The sequence below is a fragment of the Oceanospirillum maris DSM 6286 genome, from assembly GCF_000422865.1.
Classification (GTDB): Bacteria; Pseudomonadota; Gammaproteobacteria; order Pseudomonadales; family Halomonadaceae; genus Oceanospirillum; species Oceanospirillum maris.
The window spans coordinates 91,993-116,853 of the sequence record NZ_AUGW01000011.1; the positions used below are offsets into that span (position 1 = coordinate 91,993).

At 45.9% G+C, this 24,861-nt stretch carries 25 protein-coding genes and 1 riboswitch; of the genes, 15 read left to right on the forward strand and 10 right to left on the reverse strand.

The window, feature by feature from the left end:
• The first annotated feature begins 129 nt into the window (after positions 1–129).
• The gene (locus tag G517_RS0104275; protein WP_028303389.1) at positions 130–696 is read left to right on the forward strand and encodes a TerD family protein; all 567 of its coding nucleotides are present in this window, start codon (positions 130–132) and stop codon (positions 694–696) included.
• Positions 697–846: 150 nt separating this feature from the next.
• Here G517_RS0104275 and hpaD read toward each other — a convergent pair whose 3' ends face one another.
• The 5 genes from hpaD to G517_RS17675 form a co-directional block, all read right to left on the reverse strand.
• Positions 847–1,773 (reverse strand): 3,4-dihydroxyphenylacetate 2,3-dioxygenase, encoded by a 927-nt coding sequence (hpaD, locus tag G517_RS0104280; protein ID WP_028303390.1) that lies wholly within the window; start codon positions 1,771–1,773, stop codon positions 847–849.
• 118 nt (positions 1,774–1,891) lie between these two features.
• A complete protein-coding gene (locus G517_RS0104285; protein WP_028303391.1) occupies positions 1,892–3,091 on the reverse strand; it encodes a multidrug effflux MFS transporter in 1,200 nt (399 codons plus the stop codon).
• A 5-nt stretch (positions 3,092–3,096) separates the two neighbouring features.
• On the reverse strand, positions 3,097–3,540 hold the full coding sequence (locus G517_RS0104290) for a GlcG/HbpS family heme-binding protein (RefSeq protein ID WP_084632058.1): 444 nt from the start codon (positions 3,538–3,540) through the stop codon (positions 3,097–3,099).
• A 163-nt stretch (positions 3,541–3,703) separates the two neighbouring features.
• Positions 3,704–4,126, reverse strand: coding sequence for a homoprotocatechuate degradation operon regulator HpaR (gene hpaR / locus G517_RS0104295; protein WP_028303393.1), 423 nt, complete (start codon positions 4,124–4,126; stop codon positions 3,704–3,706).
• A gap of 221 nt (positions 4,127–4,347) precedes the next feature.
• Positions 4,348–5,058, reverse strand: a complete 711-nt coding sequence (locus G517_RS17675) for a Crp/Fnr family transcriptional regulator (protein ID WP_051206023.1) — start codon at positions 5,056–5,058, stop codon at positions 4,348–4,350.
• An 84-nt stretch (positions 5,059–5,142) separates the two neighbouring features.
• Here G517_RS17675 and G517_RS0104305 point away from each other — a divergent pair, with 84 nt between their 5' ends.
• The 6 genes from G517_RS0104305 to G517_RS0104330 all read left to right on the forward strand — a co-directional run bounded on the left by G517_RS0104305 (position 5,143) and on the right by G517_RS0104330 (position 11,367).
• Positions 5,143–7,266: a TonB-dependent receptor gene (locus tag G517_RS0104305; RefSeq protein WP_036590342.1), complete on the forward strand. Its 2,124-nt coding sequence runs from the start codon at positions 5,143–5,145 to the stop codon at positions 7,264–7,266.
• The gene (locus tag G517_RS17680) at positions 7,266–8,330 is read left to right on the forward strand and encodes an ABC transporter substrate-binding protein (RefSeq protein WP_051206025.1); all 1,065 of its coding nucleotides are present in this window, start codon (positions 7,266–7,268) and stop codon (positions 8,328–8,330) included. Before G517_RS0104305 ends, G517_RS17680 begins: the two co-directional genes overlap by 1 nt.
• A complete protein-coding gene (locus tag G517_RS0104315; protein ID WP_028303395.1) occupies positions 8,327–9,349 on the forward strand; it encodes a FecCD family ABC transporter permease in 1,023 nt (340 codons plus the stop codon). The genes G517_RS17680 and G517_RS0104315 overlap by 4 nt, the downstream gene beginning before the upstream one ends.
• Entirely contained in the window at positions 9,342–10,109 is a 768-nt protein-coding gene (locus tag G517_RS0104320; protein WP_028303396.1) for an ABC transporter ATP-binding protein, read from the forward strand. Before G517_RS0104315 ends, G517_RS0104320 begins: the two co-directional genes overlap by 8 nt.
• Before the next feature lie 195 nt (positions 10,110–10,304).
• Positions 10,305–10,754 (forward strand): hypothetical protein, encoded by a 450-nt coding sequence (locus tag G517_RS0104325; protein ID WP_157833143.1) that lies wholly within the window; start codon positions 10,305–10,307, stop codon positions 10,752–10,754.
• Position 10,755: 1 nt separating this feature from the next.
• Positions 10,756–11,367, forward strand: coding sequence for a hypothetical protein (locus tag G517_RS0104330; protein ID WP_028303398.1), 612 nt, complete (start codon positions 10,756–10,758; stop codon positions 11,365–11,367).
• Between the two features lie 154 nt (positions 11,368–11,521).
• Here G517_RS0104330 and hpaA read toward each other — a convergent pair whose 3' ends face one another.
• The 5 genes from hpaA to G517_RS17685 all read right to left on the reverse strand — a co-directional run bounded on the left by hpaA (position 11,522) and on the right by G517_RS17685 (position 15,951).
• On the reverse strand, positions 11,522–12,427 hold the full coding sequence (gene hpaA / locus G517_RS0104335) for a 4-hydroxyphenylacetate catabolism regulatory protein HpaA (protein ID WP_028303399.1): 906 nt from the start codon (positions 12,425–12,427) through the stop codon (positions 11,522–11,524).
• An 87-nt stretch (positions 12,428–12,514) separates the two neighbouring features.
• The gene (gene hpaI / locus G517_RS0104340; protein WP_028303400.1) at positions 12,515–13,324 is read right to left on the reverse strand and encodes a 4-hydroxy-2-oxoheptanedioate aldolase; all 810 of its coding nucleotides are present in this window, start codon (positions 13,322–13,324) and stop codon (positions 12,515–12,517) included.
• 134 nt (positions 13,325–13,458) lie between these two features.
• Positions 13,459–14,262: a 2-oxo-hept-4-ene-1,7-dioate hydratase gene (hpaH, locus tag G517_RS0104345; RefSeq protein WP_028303401.1), complete on the reverse strand. Its 804-nt coding sequence runs from the start codon at positions 14,260–14,262 to the stop codon at positions 13,459–13,461.
• A gap of 150 nt (positions 14,263–14,412) precedes the next feature.
• Entirely contained in the window at positions 14,413–15,174 is a 762-nt protein-coding gene (locus G517_RS0104350; RefSeq protein WP_028303402.1) for a fumarylacetoacetate hydrolase family protein, read from the reverse strand.
• A 12-nt stretch (positions 15,175–15,186) separates the two neighbouring features.
• Positions 15,187–15,951: a fumarylacetoacetate hydrolase family protein gene (locus G517_RS17685; protein WP_036590345.1), complete on the reverse strand. Its 765-nt coding sequence runs from the start codon at positions 15,949–15,951 to the stop codon at positions 15,187–15,189.
• Positions 15,952–16,117: 166 nt separating this feature from the next.
• Here G517_RS17685 and hpaE point away from each other — a divergent pair, with 166 nt between their 5' ends.
• The 8 genes from hpaE (at position 16,118) to G517_RS0104395 (ending at position 24,811) form a co-directional block, all read left to right on the forward strand.
• A complete protein-coding gene (hpaE, locus tag G517_RS0104360) occupies positions 16,118–17,581 on the forward strand; it encodes a 5-carboxymethyl-2-hydroxymuconate semialdehyde dehydrogenase (protein ID WP_028303403.1) in 1,464 nt (487 codons plus the stop codon).
• Between the two features lie 101 nt (positions 17,582–17,682).
• Positions 17,683–18,072 (forward strand): 5-carboxymethyl-2-hydroxymuconate Delta-isomerase, encoded by a 390-nt coding sequence (locus tag G517_RS0104365; protein WP_028303404.1) that lies wholly within the window; start codon positions 17,683–17,685, stop codon positions 18,070–18,072.
• Positions 18,073–18,562: 490 nt separating this feature from the next.
• The gene (locus tag G517_RS0104370; protein WP_028303405.1) at positions 18,563–19,621 is read left to right on the forward strand and encodes a TRAP transporter substrate-binding protein; all 1,059 of its coding nucleotides are present in this window, start codon (positions 18,563–18,565) and stop codon (positions 19,619–19,621) included.
• Positions 19,622–19,633: 12 nt separating this feature from the next.
• The gene (locus tag G517_RS0104375) at positions 19,634–20,158 is read left to right on the forward strand and encodes a TRAP transporter small permease (protein ID WP_028303406.1); all 525 of its coding nucleotides are present in this window, start codon (positions 19,634–19,636) and stop codon (positions 20,156–20,158) included.
• A 66-nt stretch (positions 20,159–20,224) separates the two neighbouring features.
• The gene (locus tag G517_RS0104380; RefSeq protein WP_028303407.1) at positions 20,225–21,553 is read left to right on the forward strand and encodes a TRAP transporter large permease; all 1,329 of its coding nucleotides are present in this window, start codon (positions 20,225–20,227) and stop codon (positions 21,551–21,553) included.
• An 88-nt stretch (positions 21,554–21,641) separates the two neighbouring features.
• Entirely contained in the window at positions 21,642–22,115 is a 474-nt protein-coding gene (locus G517_RS0104385; RefSeq protein WP_028303408.1) for a universal stress protein, read from the forward strand.
• A gap of 126 nt (positions 22,116–22,241) precedes the next feature.
• Positions 22,242–23,468: a multidrug effflux MFS transporter gene (locus tag G517_RS17690; protein ID WP_051206027.1), complete on the forward strand. Its 1,227-nt coding sequence runs from the start codon at positions 22,242–22,244 to the stop codon at positions 23,466–23,468.
• Positions 23,469–23,522: 54 nt separating this feature from the next.
• A riboswitch (cobalamin riboswitch) is annotated at positions 23,523–23,776 on the forward strand.
• Between the two features lie 192 nt (positions 23,777–23,968).
• Positions 23,969–24,811: a DUF4198 domain-containing protein gene (locus tag G517_RS0104395; RefSeq protein WP_245543191.1), complete on the forward strand. Its 843-nt coding sequence runs from the start codon at positions 23,969–23,971 to the stop codon at positions 24,809–24,811.
• Positions 24,812–24,861: the final 50 nt, after the last annotated feature.

A 24,861-nucleotide genomic window follows, 5' to 3' on the forward strand; every position in this document is an offset into this window, starting at 1 on the left:
CAACTAATTAATAGATAAAGAAGATCAATTAGTGGGTACAGGATGCGCTCCATGAGCGCATCTCGGATTAGCCGATTGATTCTTGAGACTGTCAATTCTCTAGCACGTTAATATTAAGGAAGTAACACAATGGCGATTAATTTAGAAAAAGGTCAGCGCATCAATCTAGAGAAAGAATCTGGTGGTGCAAAACAGTTTCGAATTGGCCTTGGTTGGGATGCTCGTGCAACAGACGGCACAGATTTTGATTTAGATGCCTGTGCTGCCATGTTACAAGAAAATGGTAAAGCGGCTTCAAGCAGCGATATTATTTATTTCAACAACCTTTCATCGGCCTGTGGTGGCCTTATTCACCAAGGTGATAACCTGACCGGTGATGGCGATGGTGATGATGAAGTAATCAATGTTGATCTATCTAAAGTGCCAGAGTCTGTACAAAAAATTGTTTTCGCTGCTGCAATTTATAAAGCAGGTGAGCGTAGCCAGAACTTTGGCCAAGTACAGAACGCCTTTATTCGTGCGGTTAACCTTGGCAATAACGAAGAAGTGATTCGTTATGACCTATCCGAAGATTATAGCGTGAACACTGCCGTTACTTTTGGTGAGCTTTACCGTCACAATGGCGAGTGGAAATTTAACGCCACAGGTGAAGGTCATAAAATGGAAGTTGGTGAGCTACTAAACTCCTTCCTATAAGTTAGGTTTATTAGTAATGTAAGTCATTGATATTGCTAATAAAAAAGTTCTCAATAAAAACCCTCAATAGTGGGCATGCAGATTCAGTCCAATATTGGGGGTTTTTATGTTTGGCGATTTTTATTCGGATAGTTAATTACCGTATCTAATCTAAACTCGGCTCTCTCCGTAAGCCAGCCCTGCTTGCTTAGATGCCTGCGGTGCAGGAACCGCCTTGCCATCCTGAGAGGTTATCGGGAAAACGCAGTTAATCTGCCCCGTACCGGAACTGCCAAAGTAAGGGGTCAGTACCTCAGCTTTACCATCATAGTTTGACCAACCCAATGCACCCAGCAACATAGCCGTGTCGTGCATCATACCTTCCCCATGACCTTTAACGGCGTATTCAGGCAACATGCCACAGAATTTTTCCCATTCTGCATTTTCCCACATTTTCACCACTTCATGATCCAGCGTTTCTAGGAAAGGGCTCCACACTTTGTCAGAGAAATCCGGTGCTTGACCATTTTGAGCAAAACGGTGCGATAGGGAACCAGAAGCCAGAATGGCGACCGTGCCATCGTAGTATTTTTCAATCGCTTCACGCATTGCCCAACCCAGGCGAGCGCTGTCATTTAGGTAGTGAACCGTACATAGCGCCGATACAGAGATCACTTTAAAGTGATTGTCCTGGTTCATATAGCGCATGGGAACCAGCGTGCCATACTCAGGTGCTAAGGTAGTGCTGTCGTGAGCTAGTGCTTCAACGCCCTGTTCATTGCAAACCTTTGCCAGTAAATTACCCAGTTCAGGGTTGCCGTTCAGGTCATATTCCATATTGCTGATAAAATGAGGCAGCTCTCCACTGGTGTAGTTACCCTGCCAATGCTCCGCACAATTAATGTGGTAGCCAGCATTAACCAACCAATGCGTATCAAATACGATGATGGTGTCAACGCCCAGTTCGCGACAGCGTTTTCCGATCTCGATATGACCATCGATAGCTGCTTGACGACAACCTTTACGTGGGCCGTCCAGTTCAGATAGATACATGGATGGTACGTGGGTGATTTTGGCCGCTAGTGCAAGTGTTCCCATTATTATTATCCTCTTGGGGTTACTGGGTATCTAACGAAAAACAGATACCTTCTAATACCTTTTAGTTAGATCTTTTTAGTTAGATTTTTGTTAGTTAATATGATTGATCTGTCTTGCCTTAGAAATGACCTCGTCTTCTCTGCCATGAGTAGCAGTGGCTGGCAATGGCTAATAATGGGGCGGCGAATATACAGCTCATCAGTACGACTAAACCTTGCTGCATTAGCCAAGGTGTTACTTGAGCCATCACTCCCCCCGTTAATAGCTGAATAAATCCCATTAAGCCTGATGCCGTCCCTGCGGAGCCTGTTGTGCAAGCGATAGCGCCAGATTGAGCATTAGGCTGACTAAAGCCTCGACCAAAGGTCGTCAGTGCCATCGGTAAAAACAGAGCATTTATGGATAGCATCTCTTTTAGTGCGAAAAGCAGTAGTAAGCCCGTTCCGATCAACGAGAGGCAGTTGCCAAGCATGACCATATGATCAATGTTGAACCATTGCGTCATACGGGTAGAAAGAAAACTTCCCATCATAAAGGCCAAAGAGACCGACAGAAACCAGCCGCCAAATTGCGCGGAGTTGCCATCTAATTGATCGATTACGATATAAGGTGAGCTGCCGACAAACATATAAAAAGCGGTGGCGATAAAGGTTGTAGACAGTGCATAACCTAGATATTCCGATGAGGTGAGTACCGTTCGGTATTGGCTTAGCACCCGCCCTAGTTTTAAGCTGTCACTTTTCTGCGGACAGGTTTCTGGCAGCCACTTAAGCGCTGTGAACCAGACGCTGCAACCAACCAGAACCGGCAATACAAAAGTTGCGTTCCAGCCATACCAAAGATTTAAAAAGCCCCCAAGTGTTGGAGCAATAGACTGGGCAATGGCTATGGCCATCACCATATAACCCATCTTACCGGCGGCACCTGCTCGGCCATGGATATCAACAATAATGGTTCGGGCTAGTGCCATCGCCGTACTGCCCCCTAACGCTTGCAGTACTCTCCCTGCTACTAGAATGCTAATATCTTGTGCGCTGGCGGCTAATAGACTGCCGATGACGTGCAGAGCTAAACCCCAGAGTAAAACGGGTTTACGTCCAAAAAAGTCGGCCAGTGGGCCAGATATTAACTGACCTATGGCCAGCGTTAATAGGTAGCAAGTAAACGTTAGCTGAATAGTATTAATATCAACATTCAGTGAGCGAGCGGCATCTGGCATTGCCGGTACAAACAAGTTCAATGCCAATGGGCTGGTCAACGCCATAGCCGATAGTAGTGTTATGGAAACAGAAGCCGAATGCCTATGATTCTGTCTCATAATAATCAGCAGCCAGGCTTGTGTAGGGCATTAATGGCTGCTTGGGCGCATTCGATATCCTGATGTACAGCTCCTCCAGAAACCCCAATAGCCGCCACAAGCGCGCCTTTTTCTAGGTGCGTGGTGACAGGTAAACCACCGCCGAGCATTGTAAAACGATCACGCTGGCCAAGGGCTTGTTGAATCTTGGGTTGATTCGTAAGATGCTCATCCCACTCATGGGTCGCACGGTTAAAGCTAACAGCAGTGTAGGCTTTATCTTCTGCTAGTGAGATAGATAATAGCGGTGCACCATTCATACGAATAGATGCTAAAGGAATGCCCTGCGTCCCAACAATAGATATACATACGGCCACACCCAATTGTTCTGCTTTTTGTTTGGCGGCTTGCAGCATCAAGAGGGCAGAATCCGCACTTAGCTCGTGCAATGTTTGAACTGATAGCATCATTTTTATCTTCGCTTAACGGATAAAATTAACATGTTAATTAAAAATATAGATAACATGTTAACTATTGTCAACGCAGATTATTGCGCTAAAGCTATTTTCTATTGAGATGTATCAGGGTTTCTGAGATACGTTTGGATAATAGCGTTTGATTAGTGGCTCTTGATTAAGGCTCAAGGTTAATAATTTCGCTTAATAACGTGTTTAACAGTTCTAGTTTTTCTTTAGAAATCTGGTTTGTCAGAAGATCATAGCGACCTTCTAATCTAGGGCTAAGCTCTTTAAACAATAGTTTGGCTTGATCAGTAAGGCTGATCAGTACTCGACGTTGATCTTCCGTAGATTTACGGCGTTTCAAATGCCCTTGGCCTTCAAGTCTATTAATAATACCCGTAAGACTTGGACTTAAAATACAGCACAACTCTGCCAGTTGCTTCGATTCTAGCTCTTCATATTCGTTTAACGCACGAATCACCCGCCATTGCTGCTCGGTTAACCCTGCTTCCTGCAGGATTGGCCGAAAAAATGTCATGGTAGACTCACGGGCTTTCAATAATTTAAGTGGAATAGAATCGTTAAACTTGCGCATCTGGTCAAACTTCCGTTGTCGGTTATCATCTCGTTTACCGGCTTGCTATCTAGCGTATCCGAAGAACTGGAGATACCGTATTATTATGTCATTAATATATTAAGTATCTGGTTAGTTTAACTTATTTTTCCTTGAATGTAAGGCGATTAACCACTTAGATAGCTCTTTGCCTTTTGGGCGTTTATAAGCCCTATCTTGATATAAAGATATATCAGATGACGCTAAGACGTCTTAGACAGAATTAAACTCTTTAACTGCTCTTTGTTAGTTACCTCCCACGTTAATCGCTTGCCTTTTAGGATTCCGTTATGTTGTAAGCGATGTAGTAGTCTGCTGAGAGTCTCTGGCCTTAATCCTAATTTTGCGGCTAATTCACGGTGATTTAATGGAAGTTCAATTGTTACGCCTTGGTCTAGATATAAATCATATAGGTAAGCGGCTAACCTCTGTGGGCCATTCCGGCTAGAAAGGCTTTCTACATCATCAATTCTTTGGCATAACGCTTGGCCTGCAAGTTCGAGTATGCGCAATGCAAGTTCAGGTGTGTGGCGGCATAGTGTATGTAACTGCTGTCTTTGGAAACGACATAGAGTCGCTGGAGACGATGCCCTTGCTGCAACAGGGTATTCTTGTTCAGGCATGAACATTACGATAGGAGCTAGTAGCTGGCCTTGGCCAATTTGGTGCATGACCCGTGACTCCCCATCGTAACCCTCTCTTAGCGTGTCAATACGTCCTTCTATAATCAAGTACCAGTAGCGAGCTTGATCTCCTTGAGTGAATAATTTTTCACCACTTTCTAAATAGCAAAGATGGGCCTTCTCAATCAGCTCATCAAGATGTAGGGATGATATACCTTGCATCAGCCCAATAGAGCGAAGCCTATTATCAATTTGTGAATATTCTGAAGGATGCAACTTGATAATTGTCATTTGGTATTCAATAACCTTTGTTGATAATGACCTTAATGATAATGCATCTCAGTTAGATTGTGAGAAATTTATTTAGGAGTCCTAATGTTTTTAAAAAATAGACACTTGAGCCGCATGTTATCTGTCGCCAGCTTGGCGGCATTTTCAGCCGTTCATGCAGATAGCGCAGTAACAGATACTGCTTTGACGCAAGGCACTATGACGATATCTGCAACTCGATCTTCATTGGCTGTTAGTGATTCACCACGCTCGATTAGCGTGATTACTTCAGAGGATATTGCTGATCATGTGGGATCAGGAGGTTTGCAGTCGTTGCTAGAGGCGTTACCTGGGGTAGAGTTTTCGCGATCAGGTGGGCTAGGGGGACAGCTCGTTACTCGGGGCTTTAATAGTAATACCGGACGAACGATTCTCGCTATTGACGGTGAGCGTTATCGAGGACGTAGCACCTTACAGTTTAACATGATTGACCCAGAGTCTATTGAGCGTATTGAGGTTATTCGTGGGCCTGCTTCAGCGCTTTATGGCTCAGATGCTATGAATGGGGTTATTAATATCGTTACTCGCCGATCTAAGTCTGATTCTGAACAGGAGTTTAAGTTGAGTCCGAAACTACGGGCGTTACAGTTTGAAAGTGGTAGCAATATGCTAGGTGGTCGTGCGGAATTAATTGGGGGAGGTAATGGATTTGATGTCTTGATTGGCGCGCACCATCGAGAGGCAGATGACTATGAAAGCCCATTGGGCACGGCAGAGAATAGCGAATACAGTATGGAAGGTTTGGACTTTAACATTGGTTATAGTCCTAATGACGATTCTCGGTGGGAGCTATCTGGACGCTATGAAAATGTGACTACAGGACGTGCAGGTGGATTAGGTGGTGCTCCCGGTGCCCCTTATGTAGAGGTAACAGAGGATCCTATTGTTGAGCGTTATCTACGACTAAACTATCAGGGAGAACACTTTGGCTCGATAGCTGATAGCTTGGATACAAGCTTATATATTCGCGATTTTGAAACTGATATTTACAACCGTAATACTAAGAGCCCAAATGCAACTGTATTGGCTCACCTTAAAGTCTATAGTCCAACTGTTTTTGGTGGTCATTTAACGGCACAGAAACAGTTAGGGGAACACAATCTCAGCTATGGCGGCGATTTTTTTCATGAAGCATTTGATGGCCGTACTCGAATGATCACTCGTTACAGTGGGGATGGCGATCTTTTAGCAACGGTGGATTGGCATCCGATGGAGCGTGAGTCAGAGCAGCTGAATGTAGGGGCTTACATCAGTGATGACTGGCATATCAACAAGCAGTGGTCATTAAGTGGCGCATTACGGAGTGATTTTAGCCGAGTTGATATTGGAGATGCGCTGGCGAGTGAAAACGAGGTACAACGTGAGGCCTTTGCTGGAAATATGAGCAAAGACTACTTCTCTGTAACGGGTAATCTCGGCGGAATTTACCGATTCAATCCTGAATGGCATCTGGTCGCAAACCTTAGTCGTGGTTTCCGTGCACCTTCTGGTATGAATTTGACCGTAACCAGTGTTGCAGGAACGGTAACAACCTTACCTTCACCGCAACTGGAAGAGGAAACGAATGTCACTGGTGAAGTCGGTTTACGGTGGTATGGCGAACATACGGAGCTTAATGTTACTGCCTATGAGAGTCGCTACAAAGACCTCATTAGCTTAGCGAAAATATCGGAAGGGCTCTATCAGCGACAGAACATCAGTGATGCTACGATTCGAGGCATTGAGCTGGATGGAAGTACAAACCTGACTCCTAAATGGAATATTAAGTATGCCTTAACCAGTACCTACGGTAACGATGATAGCGCTGATAAACCTTTACCTCATGTTGCACCTCTTTCAGGACGCACTAGCCTTCGTTACAGCGGTCAAGGCTGGTATAGCGAGGCAATGGTTCGAGCTTATAAAGGTAAAAGTCGAATTGATGATAGCCAAGAGCGTGAAACTGACAGCTATGTGATTACTAATCTGTATGCCGGTTTGGATTTAGATCGAGTGATGGGAGCAAGCCTTCAAGGTTGGAGGCTGCAAGCTGGTATCGAAAATCTATTGGATGTAGAAGGGCGAAACCCCGCTGTATATGAAGATCTTAATTACAGCAATGACCTAGTGGGTAATCCTTTGGCTGAGCCAGGTAGGTCCTTCATGATGAAATTGACGGCAGATTACTGATGAAAAAACAATTATTAATCTTTTTGTTTAGTGCTGTGATGGCTGTGCAGGCATTTGCCTTGCCGGTCTTAGATCAGAATGGTCACGTGGTAGACGTGCCGGATAAAGTAGAGCGAGTAATCTCTATCACCATTCCTTTAGCCTCTATGATTATGGCGATAGATCAAGGCACTGAGCGCTTAGTTGGTATGCATAAAGCCAGTCGAGTGGATATTGATTATGGCTTGCTTGGGCGTATTTTTCCAGAAGCAGAAACAATTCCGTATAACATGAGCGGAGAAGGTTTTGCTCCTAATGTAGAGGCCTTGGCTAGTAAAGCGCCGGATGTAGTCTTTCAGTGGGGTGATCGGGGAGATGATATTGTGCGACCTATTCGTCAACTAGGTTTGCCTGTATTAACCCTTAAATATGGTGATAGTGCTTGGGCTGCAGACTGGTTACGCATGGTAGGCACTGCATTAGGCCGAAGAGCTAGAGGAAATGAGTTGGCTGATTGGTTTGAGCAGCGAGTTGATGAAATCAACTTACAGGCTCAAACCGTTCAAAAAAAACCACGGGCAGTGTATCTCTTTCGGACTCGATCAGGGTTTCAAGTTGCCGGTATGAATACGAGTATGGGGAGTGATCTCGGGAAAGTTGGCGCTCATAATGTGGCCGCTGATGTTCCTGGTTTTGCTAGTGTTGATATTGAACAACTTATGGCCTGGGACCCTGAACTGATTTTACTGAATAACTTTGAGTCTGAACTATCGCCAGAGGATATTTATTCTGACTCCCGGTTAGAAGGAATTAGCGCGATACGTGAGCGCCGAGTCTATGTTTATCCTCATGGAGGTTTTCGTTGGGATCCTCCTAGCCAAGAAACTCCTCTGTCATTAGATTGGCTATTTTCTCTTGCCCATCCTGATTTAGCGGAAGCTGGATTGCGCCAACGTATTAAACAAGCCTACCAGAAACTTTACGGGTATAAGGCTAGTGAAACGGACTTGGATGATCTATTAAAGCTAAAGTTAAATGGACATAGTCGTGATTATCTAACGCTTTTTGCTGGGAATAAATCATGAGGATACGAACGGTGCCCTTGCCCTTGATTAGCATAGCGCTTTTGATCTTCACTCTTGGGTCTATGGTTCTGGCGCTTGGTATTGGTCGCTATATGATACCTCCCGAAACGGTTAGCCGAATTCTACTGGCCTCTATTTTCGAGGGTGGTGAATGGAGCTTGATAGAACAGCGGGTCATCGAAAATGTTCGCCTTCCACGGATACTACTGGCTGCGATTATAGGCGCTGGTTTAGCGGGCGCTGGAGCTGCGTTGCAAAGTGTATTTCGCAACCCTCTTGCAGAGCCTCAATTACTGGGGGTTTCCTCTGGTGCTGCTTTTGGAGGTGTGCTGGCCTTTCTATTTGCTGGTGATGGTTGGCCTGTTGTTATTGGTTCTTTTTTATTTGGGATGCTAGCTCTAGTCGCTGTTTTCTGGCTAGCGGGAGGTAAAGATACCCGTGGTGGTACGGTCTTGCTGGTTCTAGCAGGGATTGTTGTCAGTGCTATTTTTGCCTCTGGGGTTTCTCTAGTCAAGTTGGTTGCTGATCCACAAAATCAGCTTCCTGCGATTGTTTTCTGGTTGATGGGAAGCCTATCCGCTGCAGACAGTTCTAAGCTGGTGTTGGCATTACCTTGTATTGGTTTCAGTTTATTACTGCTTTATGGGCTGAGATTTCATCTGATGGCGCTATCTGTTGGGGATCAAGATGCCGAAGCATTAGGCGTTCCCGTTGTTCGCACTCGAACACTCGCCTTGCTAGCTGTTGGTGTTATTACAGCCTCCAGTGTAGCCGTTTGTGGGGTTGTTGGTTGGGTAGGGCTGGTTGTGCCCCATATTATTCGAATGGCATTTGGTACAGATCATCGTAATTTCTTGATGAACACAGTCTTAGGCGGTGCAATGTACCTCGTCTTAGTTGATACCTTGGCACGTAGTATAAGTGAAGTAGAAATTCCATTAGGTGTTTTAACTGCTCTACTCGGAGCGCCTCTATTTGCCTTTTTGGTTCGGCGGTTAGGGAGGAATTTATATGATTGAGCTAGAGACTTGTTTGCAGCTAGAAAATGTTAGTCACTCCTACGGCGAGTACCCCGTGCTTAGCAATATGAACCTGATCTTAAGTAAGGGTAGCTTTTGTGCTCTTCTTGGTGCAAATGGTGTGGGCAAATCAACGCTGTTAAGAATCTTATCAGGGTCATTAACCCCTCTGAAAGGAACGGTTATGTGCTGGGGAGAGCTAGGGTTTGTCCCGCAAGATGTACATCCTGCATTACCACTTACTGCTTTGGAAATGGTTTTACTTGGTCGCTCAGGAAAGGTTGGCCTATTACAGGCTCCAAGTAAGGCCGATTATGGTGCGGCTCATGCCGCATTATGTAGAGTGGAAGCTGAGCATTTGGCCCAAAGATCTTTTAGTTCGTTGTCAGGAGGAGAGCGTCAACTGGTTTTGATGGCAAGGGCCCTGGCGACTGAGGCTGACATTTTAATTCTAGATGAACCTAGTGCAGCTATGGACTGGCATAACCAAGCATTAGTATTACGTTTGTTAGCCGACCTTGCAGAGAAAGGGATGACCATTGTTATGAGTACTCACTCACCACAACATGCCTTGGAATTTGCTAGCCATGCTTTATTGCTGTTTGGCCGAGGACAGTATGAATTTGGGTTACCGAATCAGGTTATGACTGAAATAGCTCTTTCTCGACTCTACCGATTACCTGTACGTCGAGTTGAAATTGATGAGTTGCCCCTGCATGGCACTGCGGTACCAATTTTCTCAATGGTTTGTAATGACTAGATTTATGGAGTCTGAAATAACATGATAAATATTTTACATTTACGGGCTGTCTCTCATGAGTTGCCAGGCTTTGTCAAGAGTTTGCACGCCAGAGGGATTAGATCAGAATCAGTACGTGATATTAGTTCTAAAGAATTAGCTCAGTGCGAGATATTACTGATAGAAGCACATGTCGACCAAAAAGCACTATTAGGTATGAAAGATGGATTAACAGCCTGCTTGGATGCGGGTGGGACTATCGTTTTTAATGGTCAATTGGTTTACCCATTGTTTGATAGTGTCGGGCTGTTTCAAGTTGCATCAGGCCGAGGCCGTGACGATTTGATAATTGAGCGTGTTAACGAGCATCCAGTCTTTGATGGCGTCGATTGTTATGACATGAGTTTACGACGTGGAGTTGCCGGATTTTACGCTAGAGGAGCGAATCCACCTCCGCCTGAAGCGGAGATTTTACATCGATTGGTGAAAGATGGTTCACCTATTGATTGGATATGGCAGCGACGACAAGGTGGGCAACTACTAATGCACAGCGGTAATACGATGTGGATGTATTTAGATGATAAAACGAGTGCAGCACGTATTGCGCCTCAGTTATTGGACTGGGTCTGTGCCGGCGCTCCAGTTACTGACTTGGAGAATTGTTAATATGCGTATTGCTTTTGTTGATGGCGGCACTTACTACCACCATGCGACCTACAATGATCCAGAGCTGAAAGTGTTTTTTGATCGTAATATATATGTTCTAGATTTACCGGAAGCGGATTTGTCAGATGTTGATTGCCTTTATATTGCAAGTCGGCAAAATCCTGCGGATCTTGTAGTGGCTAGAGATGTTATTGACGCTTTTTTAGCATCTGGAAAGATGGTTGTTGCTTTGGGGGAAAGCCATTGTGAGCAGTGGCTTTCCAATGTCGACTGGATGCCTGGGGTTACTAATTTTTGGTGGTGGCTAACTCCTGGCGAAGACTCGGGATTACGTTTGAACGAGCCGGATCATGGGCTTTTTAGCTATATCACATTGGATGATGCTACCTGGCATCGGCACGGAACATTGAGCGTCCCTCCTGGAGCTAAATCACTGATCAATGCTATAGAAGGTGGCTCCGTTCTTTATGATGATAGCAGCAGTTCAGGGCGTCGTATCGTGAGTACATTAGACCCCTGTTATCATCATGGCAGTTATTTTATGCCAGCAACAACGGGCTTCTTGAAAGGCTTTCTACCCTGGTTAAAACAGGGGGCTCCTGCCTCAATGTGACACTGACTATAGGTTGGCGAACATAAGTAAGCCAGCCTCAATACCATTAATTTTTATTTCTTGTTGTAAATATTTTATATGACTAAAAGTATCATATATATTGTCGATCAAGGGGGGTGGATATTAAAGCTAGTATGACTTTTTAAGTACTCGTCTATTCTGTTTTAACCCTAAAATCCTTTGGGGTTATCCTTGTCTGTTTACGAAAGAAGCGTGAAAAATAAGAGGGATCGGTGAAGCCTAGCTCAAAGCCGATATCGTTAATGCTGAGGTTGGAGTAGCGCAATAAGCGTTTGCTTTCCTGCAGAATACGCTCATGGATCAGTTTTTTGGGTGGGCAGTTGGCGACGCGCTGACAGATGTTATTCAGGCGGCTTTCGGATACGCCAATAGCGGTGCAGTATTTGGCTAAGGGCCAGCGGTTGCGGAACTCTTTTTCCAGTAGCTCTGAAAAGCGGCGAAACTGTCGTAGCTCTTCACTGGCAACCATTTGCGTTTCGGTATTCTCAGGGGCCAAACGCATCATCTGTAGCAGTAGCAGGCGTACAATACTCTCAAGGGCGAAGTTTTTGTTGCTGTGCTCCCCCTGCCATTCATCCTGTAGAGCTTCAAAGCTGTGTTCCAGTCGATGCCAAAGTTTGGTTTTTTCAGAGTTTAAACGTCGTTTTTCGATACAGGTAGGACGGATATGTTCGCTGTCCAATGGATTGTTTTGGCTATCGCTCAATAGGTGCCAGATCAGGGATTGATGTACCGTTAGCACATAACCGGTAACGCCCTGCTCAGTCATAAAAGAATGAGGGATCGCAGGTGGTGTAAGGAAAACACAAGCCCCGTCACAATGATAGACCGCCTCATCAATATAAAAGTGACTTTTTCCACCGTGAATAAAATGGATCTGCAAAAATTGGGCATGCAGATGCACGGGCATATCCCGTCCAAAAAAATCAGCCATACGCCCTAATACATCAAAGTGGATGGATGCATCAGCAAAGTGCTGGTCGTAATCTTGCCCAATAACAATATTGGGTATCCATTCATCGTTGTTATTAACGGGCATGATGATTAACCGTTATAGTTAGTCTTGAGCATAGTAATTAATCATATAAGACATCTGTGTTGTTATGATCAAAAATACTGAGATTAATCAGTAAACAGAGCCCTTTTCTGCTTTTGGTGCGGTGATATTGGCTTTGAACTTAGCCGCTAGATCGTTAGATGATTTCATCAGTAGGCCTGTATCCGTGCCAACCCCAACAAACAGCGCGCCCAGTTCTATATAGCGTTGGGCCAGTGTTTGATCCGCAATCAAGATGCCGGGGGCTTTACCCGCAGCGACAATCTTAATGATGCTCTCTTCGATCACTTGCTGCACGTCAGGGTGCCCAGGATTGCCAATATAACCCATAGAGGCGCTCAGGTCTGATGGGCCGATAAAGACACCGTCAACGCCTTCAACTGCCAGAATATCATCCAAATTTTCAACGCCTTTTGGGGTTTCAATCTGGATCAGCACACAGATCTCATCATTAGCAGTTTGCAGGTATTCCGGCATACGATTAAAGCCAGAGGCACGGGCCAGCGCGCTACCGACACCGCGGATTCCTTGGGGTGGATAGCGGGTAGCGGCAACCACATCGGCGGCTTGTTCGCCTGTTTCTACCATCGGCGCGAGAATTGTTTGTGCGCCCAAGTCAAGAATCTGTTTGATACGCACGGCATCCGGCCAAGGTGGACGCACAATAGGATGAGAGGGGTAGGGTGCAATCGCCTGTAGTTGCCCCAAAATGGTTTGTAGATCATTGGGGGCATGTTCTGCGTCGATCAGTAACCAGTCAAAACCAGCGCCTGCTAGCAGCTCTGCGGTATAGCTATTGGCAAGACCAAGCCAAAGGCCGATCTGGGCGGTATCGCTCTGTTTTAGTGCCTGTTTAAAGGTATTGATTGGGGCGGGCATTGTGTTCTCCTGAACCGGATCGACCGGCTATTACGACAGGCATAGCTGTCGAGGCCGTTCTGTTCCCACGCAGAGCATGGGAATCAAGTCTTATACTTATAAATGGGAACCAGATCTTATAAATGGCTTAGTATTTATTTAAAGTAGCAGCTAATACTTCCAAGCTGACCATAATCGACGTGGAAGGTGTCGCCTTTACGGGCAGGAACAGGGCGGGTAAAAGAGCCGCCCAGAATAATCTGCCCCGGTTCTAGTGTGATGCCGTAGGGATGAAGGCGATTTGCTAGCCACGCCACGCCATTGGCCGGATGGTTGAGTACACCTGCTGCAACACCGGTCTCTTCGATCACGCCATTACGGTACATCATGGCCGATACCCAGCGTAGATCAACTTCAGAAGGTTTAATTGGACGACCACCCATAATAATACCGGCGTTGGCGGCATTATCAGCGATGGTGTCAAACACCTTACGGGGGCGACCGGAATCTGGGTCAATCGACTGCGAGCGGGCATCAATCAGCTCCAGTGCCGGTACCACATAATCGGTGGCGTTATAAACATCAAAGATCGTACAGTTCGGGCCGGACAGTGGTTCTTTCAGAATAAAAGCCAGTTCTACTTCTAAGCGTGGCACGATAAAGCGATCGGTTGGAATTTCAGCGGCGTCTTCAAACAGCATATCATCCAGCAGTGTGCCATAGTCTGGCTCATCAATCTGGGAGGACATTTGCATGGCGCGGGACGTTAGCCCAATCTTATGGCCGATGATTTTACGGCCCTCCGCCATCTTGAGTTTTAACCATTCACTCTGGATCTTATAGGCATCTGGAATAGTAATATCAGGGTGTTGTAGTGAAAGCTGACGGATCTGTTTGCGCTCTTTTTCAGCCTGATGTAGCTGAGCGGCGCACTCTTTAATAATATCTTCGGAAAGCATCATGATCATCCTGTGCTAATTACTAAGATCAGGCCACAGCTGACGAAAGGTCTCGTCAGCGGCCTTATCTTTTTGTTTTTATTGGTTTTTTATTGATAGCTTTTATTGTTTGATAGTTTCAATGATATTTGAACGCTCGCTGATAACAGCTTAGAGCGTTTTCAAATAATCACGTTCACTGATAATGGTGTTTACTAAGCGCCCAACGCCTTCCACTTCCGTGACAATCTCATCACCGGGTTTTACATCGGCCAAACCTTCAGGTGTGCCGGTAAAGATCATATCCCCAGGCTCTAACGTCATAATGGCACTTAGGTACTCCACTAAGAACGGCAGATCAAACACCAGATCTGAAGTGCTACCTTCCTGCTTTAGCTCACCGTTAATAAAGGTTCGCAGTGTGAGGTTGTGTGGATCAGCCACATCAGCGGCATCGACAATATAAGGGCCAACGGGTGTGCAGGTATCTCGGCTTTTAACGCGCAGGTTCGGGCGGTAGTAGTTTTCCAGATAGTCGCGGATGGCGTAGTCGTTACCCACGGTATAGCCACCGATATAATCCATTGCATCTTCACGGGAAACATTCTTAGCGATTTTGCCAATAACAGCGACCAGCTCGCACTCGTAATGCATGTAATCCACACCATCAGGGCGATAGGTGGTTTTGTTATGGCCTTGCAGCGTGTTGGGCGCTTTCAGAAAAACCAGTGGCTCTTCGGGTGCTTTAAAGGCCAACTCTGCTGCGTGATCGGCGTAGTTCAAACCTAAAACAAAGATTTTGCCATCACAGGGGGGTAGCCAGTCTGCCTCTGTCTGAGCAATAACGGTTCCGTCTTGAAGAACAGCATCAAGGTTATCGTTAACGGTGACGGAGGTGATCTCGCCGTTTAAAAGAATACGTGCGCGTTTCATGGTGAACTCCTCTTAACCCTGTTCAGTTTTGATGTTTGATTCAAGAACGACCGGATTTTCAAGGCGGCCAATAGAGTCAATTTCTATCGCGACGGTATCACCGGCTTTCAATGCGAGCTTTTCGGTGCGTAGCGGTGTGCCTGCGATAATCAGATCACCGGCCTGCAAGGTGATAAAGCTACTGAGGTAACTGACAATCTTGGATAAACCGTGTACTAGCTGATCGGTGCTGGTGCTGTGAACCCGCTCATTATTAATAAAGGTATGAATATCTAAAGATTCTGGGCTAGCGATAGCCTCTTTATTGACAACCCAGGGGCCGATTGGGCAGAAACCATCACGGCATTTAGCTTTTACCGCTGGTCGGTAAAAAGAATCTTCTGCCAGAGAGACTTCATTGACAATGGTAAAACCGGAGATGTAATCCATGGCACTGGCTTCAGTCACACGGGTGGCCTGCTTGCCGATCACGATACCAATTGATGGCCCTGCATAAATGGGTGTGCCATCGTTAGGGGCAGGAATTGCTGCGCCGTAACCGATATGAGTGTTATCGGTTTTGATATGCAGAACCGGCGTTTTTGGCGGATTAACATGGGGTTTTTCGTTAAAAGCTTGCTCCATGCTGGCGTAAAGCGCTTTGTCGTTCAGCGCAATACCAAAGACGGTGCCGGTGGTGGCCGGTAGCCAGTATTGAGATGACATCTCCTGCTTTTGATTCGGGTCGATAGCAAGATTAGACGCTACGCCATCGATCAGGATGCGGCTGTGCCTCATGGTTGAATCTCCAGAGTAAGTTTTTAATTGTTTATATGTTAATTAGTTTTGCTATTCATCGCTCACTTGTCAATAACTTAATATGTTAATTAAATCACGGTTGACAATTGTTAACATGTTAAATAGATTGCTTAACATATTAAATAAAAAATTGGGCGGAATACAGATGATTAAGAACCTGATTAACGGCAAATGGGTTGAGAGCAAAGAAACCTTTACAACGGTAAACCCTGCAACGGGCGAGGTGTTAGCAGAGGTTGCCCATGCAACACCCGAGCAAGTTGCCCAGGCGTGTCAGGCGGCCAAAGATGCTTTCCCTGCATGGGCTAATATGCCGGTTGCTAAGCGCTCTAAGATTATTGAGAATCTAGGTGATTTGATCGGACAGCATGTGGAAGAGATTGCTCAGCTGGAAACAGCGGATACAGGTCTGCCGATTTATCAAACTCAGAACGCCCTGATTCCTCGGTCATCTAATAATTTCTACTTTTTTGCAGAGAAATCCCGCCAAATGAACGGTCATACCTATCCGATGGATGACCAGATGCTGAATTACACCCTGTATCAGCCGACCGGCGTGTGTGCGCTGATTTCGCCTTGGAATGTGCCGTTTATGACAGGTACATGGAAAACCGCACCGGCGCTGGCGTTGGGTAACACAGCAGTGATGAAACAGTCGGAGTTGTCACCGCTATCAACGGATTTCTTGGGTAAGCTTGCGTTAGAAGCTGGTATTCCAGCGGGTGTCTTTAATATTGTTCATGGCTTTGGGGCCACAACCGGTAACGCGTTAACGACCAACCCTAATATCAATGCGATCTCCTTTACCGGCGGTACCGCAACCGGTAAACATATTATCGCTAATGCAGGTCTGAAGAAGTTCTCTATGGAGCTGGGCGGTAAGTCGCCGGTGATCATTTTTGATGATTGTGATTACGACCGTGCGATGGACGCTGCGGTATTTGGTATCTTCTCTATCAATGGCGAACGTTGCACCGCTGGTTCTCGTCTGTTTGTACAGGAAGGTATCTATGACAAATTCTGTGAAGAATTCGCCGCCCGGGCCAATAAGATCAAGGTGGGTGACCCCACTCAGATGGATACCAAAGTGGGTTCTCTGATCAGTCAAGGTCACTGGGATAAGGTCACCGGCTATATCAAAATTGGTATCGAAGAGGGCGCAACCCTTATCGCCGGTGGTCCTGAGAAACCCGTAAACGAGCTACCGGATCACCTAAAAGGTGGCCATTTTGTTCGCCCAACGGTATTCCGTGATGTAACCAATGAGATGCGCATCGCCCGTGAAGAGATCTTTGGCCCTGTGGCGGTAATTATTCCGTTTAAAGACGAAGCTGATGTGATCCGTATGGCTAATGACAACGACTACGGTCTAGCTTCTTACCTATGGACTCAGGATGTGGGCAAGGTGCATCGCATTGCTAACCGTATCGAAGCAGGCATGATGTTTGTTAACAGTCAAAACGTGCGAGACCTGCGGACACCGTTTGGTGGCGTTAAAGGTTCCGGTACTGGTCGTGAAGGTGGTGATTACAGCTTTGAGGTTTTCTGTGAACCAAAAAATGTCTGCATCAGCATGGGGTCGCACCATATTCCTCGCTGGGGTGTTTGATTTCTCAATGAGATGTTTGATTTCTCGGTGAGATAGAAACGGAAACTGCTTTATCGCGTCTTGCGAACAGAGTACTTGCTGATTTTATTGGAAGGGTCGTTATGCCGCACTTTATTGTTGAATATTCTGATAACTTGCACGAACAGCTGGATTTTCAGTCGCTTTTTAAATCGCTGCATGAGTATGTGGTGTCTACTGGCGCATTCCCGTTAGGGGGCGTGCGTAGCCGAGCGATCCGCTGCTATGACTATCGTGTGGCTGATGGCCGTGATGATTTTTCTTTCTTGAACCTGAACCTGAAAATTGGTCATGGTCGGGATATGGCATTAAAACAAGAGGTCGCGAATAAGGTGTTTGAGATATTGTGTGATTGGATGACCCCTATTACCGATAGTCGTTATTGCCAAATTTCCTTTGAGATGACGGAGCTTGACCCCGTGCTGAAGTTCAATAAGAACAATATCCACCCTTTGTTTGCGAAAAAAGAGTGATGGAGTGCGGTGATTGAGAATCATCGATTTAAATGGATACATAAATTAAATAGCGTACAGGTCTTTTTGTATCGCAATTTATAAGGTATCTTAAAAGCTGACTTAGGTCAGGTTTTAATCTTTTTTGCTTAATTTTTGGCTCTATAAGCAAATTGATGAACTAAACAGCAGGTTTTAGGTTTATTTCTATTAGAAAACCCTAAAAGCCGCCCTGGGTGTATCTGATACAGAATATGGGTATGGGGTGTTTTTAAATTACTTTAAATTTCGGTTGAAAGTATTTTATGGCTCAATTAAACGTATTTTGTGGATTGATTAAAACTGCTCAATGGAAACATGCGATAAAAAGCAGAGCGACGTCCCAGAAAAAGAAGTACACACTAACGATCAGAAAAAAAGCAAAAACAATCATAAGAAAAGCAAACTATGGCCTACCGCGCCCGACTGCAAGCGGTAGTCCATAGGGACAAAACCTAAGCAGGAGATAACAATGACAATAATGCAAAAAACCTTCAAAAAAGCATTGATAGGCCTTACGTTGAGCGCCAGCATTTTGGCTTCAAATACGGCTTTCTCTGAGACTATTTTGCGTGTGGGTACTTGGTTACCACCAACAGCAGCACAGAACTCTGTTGTTTGGCCGACATGGGCTAAATGGGTTGAAGATGCGACGGAAGGTCGTGTAAAAATCAAAATCGAACAGGGTTTAGGTCATCCTAAAACGATGTTTCAGCTAGTTGAAGATGGCGTTATTGATGCTTCTTTCAGCTATCACGGTTATGTACCGGGTCGCTTTAAACTGCCTCAAGCGGCAGAACAGCCTGGAATGGGTGTTGGCGCTGAAGCTGCTTCCGTTGCGCTCTGGAAAGTTTACGACAAATATTTTAGACCTGCGAATGAGTTTGATGGCCTAGAAGTACTGGGCATGTTCACTCACGGCCCAGGTCATATTCACTCAAAAGATCCGATTAACTCTTTTGCTGATTTAGATGGCAAGAAAATCCGTGTTGGTGGTGGTGTACAGGGTGAGCTGGCTGAACGTATGCACGTAACACCGGTTGGCGCACCGGCGACAAAAGTTTATGAGATGCTGCAGCAGGGTGTTATCGACGGCGTATTTATTCCGATGGGTGAGCAAAAATCCCTACGTCTGAACGAAGTAACCAACTACGTCACTGTGCTACCAGGTGGTATGTATTTGGGTAGCTTCTCTATCTTTATCAACCCTGAGTTTATGGAAGGTTTATCGAAGAAAGATCGTGAAGCGATTCGTCGTGTATCCGGCTTACGTTTGTCTGCATTAGCGGGTAGTGCGTGGGATGGTGCCGATCTTGAGGGTTATAAAGCCGCTAAAGAGGGTGGTGTGAATATCAAGCGCCTGTCTAAAGATGATGCGATGGCTAAAGAGTTCGCTAAGCTGACGAAGGGTATGGATCAGGTTTGGCTTGATTCTGTAGAAGACCGGGATATTGATGCTAAGGCCGCGCTGAAAGAGCTACGTGAGATTGCGCGTGCTTATGAAGCTAATATGAAATCAGCCAGTAACTAAGAGGTGTAGTGTATGTCTCTCGCAACGCTCCCAGCGTGGGTGGCAGAGCACTACGAGGAGAAAGGGCCGGTCAAATGGCTGGCCTTTTTTCTGGAGTCCTGCGCGGCGCTAGTGTTATTTGCTTTGATGACCCTGACTTGCATGGATGTTATAGGACGTTATTTCTTTGGCAATGCCGTGAATGGTGCGGTAGAACTGACGGAAATCGGTTTAGCCATTCTTGTTTTTGCCGAAATGCCTATTGTGACTTGGCGTGGTGGTCATGTGGTTGTTGATCTTCTGGATAGTTTTATCAGCAATAAGCTGATAAGAATTCTGGGATTATTCTCGGCAATTTTGATGTCTGGCGGGCTTTATTTTCTGGCAGAACGTATGTTCTACCTTGGTAATCGTTCATTACGCCGTGAAGTAGTGACGGAGTACCTAGAAATACCTGTCGGCTATATTGTGCAATATATTGCTTTGATGAGTTATGCCACCGCCGTGTTGATGTTGACCTATGGCATCTATCGCATCATTAAAGAAACACGTGATTGAGTCTTACTTAATTGGAACGGATATTAAAAACCGTTTTGACACCCCTGTTATCTCCGGATCAAGTTTATGACTGTAGCTCTTATCGGCTTTGCCATCCTGCTGGCGCTGATTGTAATTGTACGAGTGCCTATTGCTTTTGCTATGGGGCTTGTAGGGTTCTTCGGCTTTGCCTTCCTGCAGGGGCTAAGCTTTGACAATATTATGGATTTCCGCTGGACAGGCCCTCTGTCTATGGCATCCAACCGTGTTATCGATACGGCTCAAGAGTATGGGCTGTCGGTAATTCCTCTGTTTATCTTAATGGGTAATCTGGTGACAAAATCCGGCTTATCCCAAGAGTTATATCAGGCTTCTTATGCGTTCTTAGGGCATCGTAAAGGCGGCCTGTCTATGGCGACTGTTGTTGCCTGTGGTGGTTTCTCAGCGATCTGCGGTTCTTCGTTAGCAACCTCGGCGACTATGGCTAAAGTGGCTATGCCACCGATGCGTAAATTTGGCTACTCAGATTCACTGGCAACGGCGTCTATTGCCGCTGGTGGTACTCTGGGCATTTTGATTCCACCCAGTGTGATCTTGGTTATTTATGGCTTGCTGACCGAATCCAGTATCCGCGAACTGTTCGCCGCTGGTTTTATTCCTGGTCTATTAGGCATTCTGCTTTACTTGGCTGCCGTGCGTTATGTTGTTTGGCGTGATCCTAAAGCGGGGCCGCCAGGTGAGAAGATGAGTTGGACAGAACGTTTCGCAGCATTGCGAGGTGTTTGGGGCGTTTTGATTCTATTCACCTTGGTGATGGGGGGGATTTATCTTGGCGTGTTTACCCCAACAGAAGCCGCAGGGATTGGTGCTGGTGGTGCTTTCTTAATCGCTCTGGCTCGACGTTCACTCTCTTTTGGCTCGCTGTTTTTAGCGATCAGTGATACAGGCCGAACCACAGCTATGTTGTTTGGTGTTTTGATTGGCGCTTTGGTGTTCTCCGACTTTATCAACCGAGCCGGTTTACCTGATGCGTTATTGGATTTTGTCACCTCACTGGATGTTAGTCCTATGGGTGTCATTTTGGTGATTCTCGGTATTTACATCATTTTGGGTATGGTATTTGAAAGCCTGTCGATGATGCTGTTGACCGTGCCTATCTTCTACCCGTTGGTGCAGAGCCTAGGCTTTGATCTGGTTTGGTTTGGTATTGTGGTCGTGGTTGTAACCGAGATTAGTTTGATCACGCCGCCGGTGGGGATGAACGTCTTCGTGCTCAGTGCGGTGCTCAAGGATGTGAAGCCGGGCACGATCTTTAAGGGGGTTACTCCGTTTTGGATGGCGGATATTGTGCGCCTTGCGCTGATTACCTTTATTGCTCAGATCGCATTGTTTTTACCAGAATTGCTTTATCGCTAAAGATGAGCAACAAAACAAAAATAACCAATGACAGGGCTTGGCGGTGGGACATTCACCGCTAAGCCTTAGCGTTCAAGGAGGGTTGGCCATGCTGCCCCGCGTTAATCGTATTTTGTATGCCTCGGATATTCGTCCGGGCTCCCGTCCTGCATTTCGTGCGGCTATGAGCCTATGCGGACAATACCAATCCCAGATCACCTTTTTACACGTTGTTGAGCCGGTCAGCGGTTATGCCGAACGTCTTGTGCGTTCGATGATGAGTGATGACCCTAGCCTAAAAGCGCTCCACGATGAGAGTTTGGAACATGTGCAGCAGCAAGTGGTTGAGCGGGTTGAGCGTTTCTGCCGTGAAGAGCTGGATGTGGCAGAAATGCTAGAGGAGCGTCAGCTTATTGCGCGGGTAGAAGAAGGTTCGCCTTGGAAGAAAATTCTTGAAGTCGCGGATGAGATAGATGCCACGGTTATTGTGATGGGCGTGCGCCACCAAAATAGCCTGCTAGGTGATACGCCATCTAAAGTGATACACCATAGCCGTCGGCCAGTATTAACGGTTCCGTTGTAGCCCTAAAATCGAGCAGCGAAGTCTGTTATATAGGCTTCCCTGCTACTTTTTTCCTTCTTCTTATTCTTTTATTTGTTATTCTTTTTCCCCTTTTTATTCTTATCTTTGTTTTTTTAATGGCTCTTCATGACTGATACCTTTGATCCTAAGTCTTCAACAACGTCCTCTATTCCGTTAAACCTAGGACTGTTACTGATGCTTTCGGCATTAACAGCCCTCGCCCCTTTTGGAACCGACGTTTACTTATCTGCTATTCCTGTGATGGCGCAGGATTTTTCGGTGGCGGTGCACGATGTTGAAATATCAATCAGCTACTTTTTGGTCGGTTTAAGCCTTGGGCAGCTTTTAGGCGGGCCGCTTTCGGATCGTTATGGTCGGCGAAAATTAGTGATAACAGGATTGGGGTTATTTGCGCTATCAAGTGTGGTTATCGTCTTTAGCGATAGCCTGATGATGCTCTGGGTGATGCGCTTCTTTCAAGCCCTTGGTGGTGGCTTGGCGATGGTGAACAGTTCGGCGATTATTCGAGATCTAAGTTCAGGTAAAGAGGGCGCAGCAAATCTGATTCGTGTTATGCAGGTGATGATGGTTGCGCCCTTAGTTGCGCCAATTATTGGCATGTTGATCTTACAGGTGAGTAACTGGAACAGCATTTTTGCCTTTCTAGCGGTTTATGCGCTGCTGTTGATGGCGCTTTTTTATCGTTACCTGCCAGAGACCAGCCCTATGAGTGTTAATGGCAATTTACTGAAAAGCTATTTCAACGTTATTGCGGAGCGCAAAGTTTGGGGTTTTATCACCTCAACCTGTGCCGCCTATGCTGGGTTATTGAGTTTTATTACGGCCTCTCCTGGGGTTTTGATGGGATATTTCCAGCTGTCTGAAACCGTCTATCCCTTTGTATTTGGCTTTAACGTATTGGCTATGGTGTTGATGAGTCGGGTTAATCTGCGCCTGTTAAGCCACTTTCATTCCCGCCAGTTAATCGCCCTAGGGCAGGGCTTACAGCTACTTTCTAGTAGCCTGATGGTGGCCTATATTCTGCTGTTTGATCAGCATACGTTATTTGTGTTAATTCCTTTAACCATGTTATTTATGGGAAGTCACAGTTTTGTGGTGGCCAACAGTATCTCCTGCACCACGGAGCTATTCCCTGAGCGGGCGGGCACGGCAACAGCGCTGATTGCAGCATTGGGTTTTTTCTCTGGTGGTTTAGCTGGCGGTATTGTCGGCCATTTTGCTGATGGCACACCGCTACCGATGGTATTGATGCTGCTAAGTGCGTGTCTGCTTGGGATCGGTATTCGCGGGCTTAATGCCATAACGCTTAGGACTGTCGCCAGTAACCGCTAATATTTTCATCTTATTTTGAATCACGCTCATTTGACCCCAGTCCCATCTGACGGTATTGTGCGCGGGTTGTTAGGTCATAAGGCTGTACCAGCCTGTGTTAAAAGGGAAGTCGGTGCCCATTGAATGATTCATTCTTTGCATTCCGACACTGCCCCCGCAACGGTAAATCAGCTAAGTCCTTTCTTTAGGCCACTGTAGTGCAGGTTTGAGTGATAACACTTAAACCCTGCTATGGGAAGGTGAAAGGATCAAACCGGTTAAACGGTTTACTGATGAGTCCGGATACCTACCTGACAATAGATTTTCCATGGTGTTGCGGAGGGCTTCACCGGGCGACAAAAGCTTTTATAGCAGAGACGTTGCTTATAACAGATGTTGCTTTTTTCTAAGCCGATTGTTTTATTTCTGTTCTCTGATTAACCCTATTTGAGTTTTAGTGTGCTTATCCTCCCCAACTTCGCCTGTATTCTTTTATCAAACAGATCAGACGGAGCATTTCTGTGTTTACTATTCCATTTAACCCGAGCCAAACGTTCAAATCAGCCTGTTTAACCGCAGTGATGACTATCCCTGGGCTGGTTTTCTCTAGCGCTGCATCGGCTCATTTCCAAATGATTTATACGCCCGAGCTGCTAAAAAATCGTGGTGGTGAGATCGAATTAAAAATGCCCTTTACCCACCCTGCGGCCAATGGTCATGTGATGGACATTGCTACACCTGAAGCCTTCTATCAGGTGCGTAAAGGTAAGAAAACCGATCTGCTGCCTCAGTTAGAAACATCAACTTGGAAAAGTGCAGATGGTGAGGGTGTGTCCTATCAATCTAAGGCTCGTTTAAGAGGTTTAGGGGATAATATTTTTATCTTACAAAGTGCGCCTTACCTTGAGCAAGCAGAAGATATTTATATTCAGCAGTTTGCCAAAACCATCGTTAATGTCGGTAGCCTACCAACGGATTGGGATAGCGAATTAGGCTTATCCGCTGAGATTGTACCTTTATCTAAGCCCTACGCCCTGTACGAAGGTGGCAGCTTTACCGGCGTGGTAAAAAGTGCAGGAAAGCCCGTGCCGTTTGCTGAGATTGAGGTTGAGTACGTTAATTATCAGCCGGAGATGAAAAGCAACGCCTTCTCTAGTCAGCCAACCATTGACCCTCCGGCTGATGCCTTTATCACCATGACGATTAAAGCCGATGCTAACGGCACCTTTACCTTTGCCTTGCCAAAAGCAGGACACTGGGGTTTCTGTGCTCTGGGTGTTGGCCCTAAGACCGAGCACAAGGGTAAAGAGCTTTCCCAAGACGCGGTAATTTGGGTGCAGGCGCATCCAGTCACAGATCTTTGATCCGTGACCTAGCCTTTATTGCCACATTAAATAACTACGTAGCCTTTTTT

Coding starts and splice junctions, on each gene's coding strand:
- G517_RS0104275 (WP_028303389.1), top strand. CDS start 130: ATGGCGATTAATTTAGAAAAAGGTCAGCGCATCAATCTAGAGAAAGAA.
- hpaD (WP_028303390.1), bottom strand. CDS start 1,773: ATGGGAACACTTGCACTAGCGGCCAAAATCACCCACGTACCATCCATG.
- G517_RS0104285 (WP_028303391.1), bottom strand. CDS start 3,091: ATGAGACAGAATCATAGGCATTCGGCTTCTGTTTCCATAACACTACTA.
- G517_RS0104290 (WP_084632058.1), bottom strand. CDS start 3,540: ATGATGCTATCAGTTCAAACATTGCACGAGCTAAGTGCGGATTCTGCC.
- hpaR (WP_028303393.1), bottom strand. CDS start 4,126: ATGCGCAAGTTTAACGATTCTATTCCACTTAAATTATTGAAAGCCCGT.
- G517_RS17675 (WP_051206023.1), bottom strand. CDS start 5,058: ATGACAATTATCAAGTTGCATCCTTCAGAATATTCACAAATTGATAAT.
- G517_RS0104305 (WP_036590342.1), top strand. CDS start 5,143: ATGTTTTTAAAAAATAGACACTTGAGCCGCATGTTATCTGTCGCCAGC.
- G517_RS17680 (WP_051206025.1), top strand. CDS start 7,266: ATGAAAAAACAATTATTAATCTTTTTGTTTAGTGCTGTGATGGCTGTG.
- G517_RS0104315 (WP_028303395.1), top strand. CDS start 8,327: ATGAGGATACGAACGGTGCCCTTGCCCTTGATTAGCATAGCGCTTTTG.
- G517_RS0104320 (WP_028303396.1), top strand. CDS start 9,342: ATGATTGAGCTAGAGACTTGTTTGCAGCTAGAAAATGTTAGTCACTCC.
- G517_RS0104325 (WP_157833143.1), top strand. CDS start 10,305: ATGAAAGATGGATTAACAGCCTGCTTGGATGCGGGTGGGACTATCGTT.
- G517_RS0104330 (WP_028303398.1), top strand. CDS start 10,756: ATGCGTATTGCTTTTGTTGATGGCGGCACTTACTACCACCATGCGACC.
- hpaA (WP_028303399.1), bottom strand. CDS start 12,427: ATGCCCGTTAATAACAACGATGAATGGATACCCAATATTGTTATTGGG.
- hpaI (WP_028303400.1), bottom strand. CDS start 13,324: ATGCCCGCCCCAATCAATACCTTTAAACAGGCACTAAAACAGAGCGAT.
- hpaH (WP_028303401.1), bottom strand. CDS start 14,262: ATGCTTTCCGAAGATATTATTAAAGAGTGCGCCGCTCAGCTACATCAG.
- G517_RS0104350 (WP_028303402.1), bottom strand. CDS start 15,174: ATGAAACGCGCACGTATTCTTTTAAACGGCGAGATCACCTCCGTCACC.
- G517_RS17685 (WP_036590345.1), bottom strand. CDS start 15,951: ATGAGGCACAGCCGCATCCTGATCGATGGCGTAGCGTCTAATCTTGCT.
- hpaE (WP_028303403.1), top strand. CDS start 16,118: ATGATTAAGAACCTGATTAACGGCAAATGGGTTGAGAGCAAAGAAACC.
- G517_RS0104365 (WP_028303404.1), top strand. CDS start 17,683: ATGCCGCACTTTATTGTTGAATATTCTGATAACTTGCACGAACAGCTG.
- G517_RS0104370 (WP_028303405.1), top strand. CDS start 18,563: ATGACAATAATGCAAAAAACCTTCAAAAAAGCATTGATAGGCCTTACG.
- G517_RS0104375 (WP_028303406.1), top strand. CDS start 19,634: ATGTCTCTCGCAACGCTCCCAGCGTGGGTGGCAGAGCACTACGAGGAG.
- G517_RS0104380 (WP_028303407.1), top strand. CDS start 20,225: ATGACTGTAGCTCTTATCGGCTTTGCCATCCTGCTGGCGCTGATTGTA.
- G517_RS0104385 (WP_028303408.1), top strand. CDS start 21,642: ATGCTGCCCCGCGTTAATCGTATTTTGTATGCCTCGGATATTCGTCCG.
- G517_RS17690 (WP_051206027.1), top strand. CDS start 22,242: ATGACTGATACCTTTGATCCTAAGTCTTCAACAACGTCCTCTATTCCG.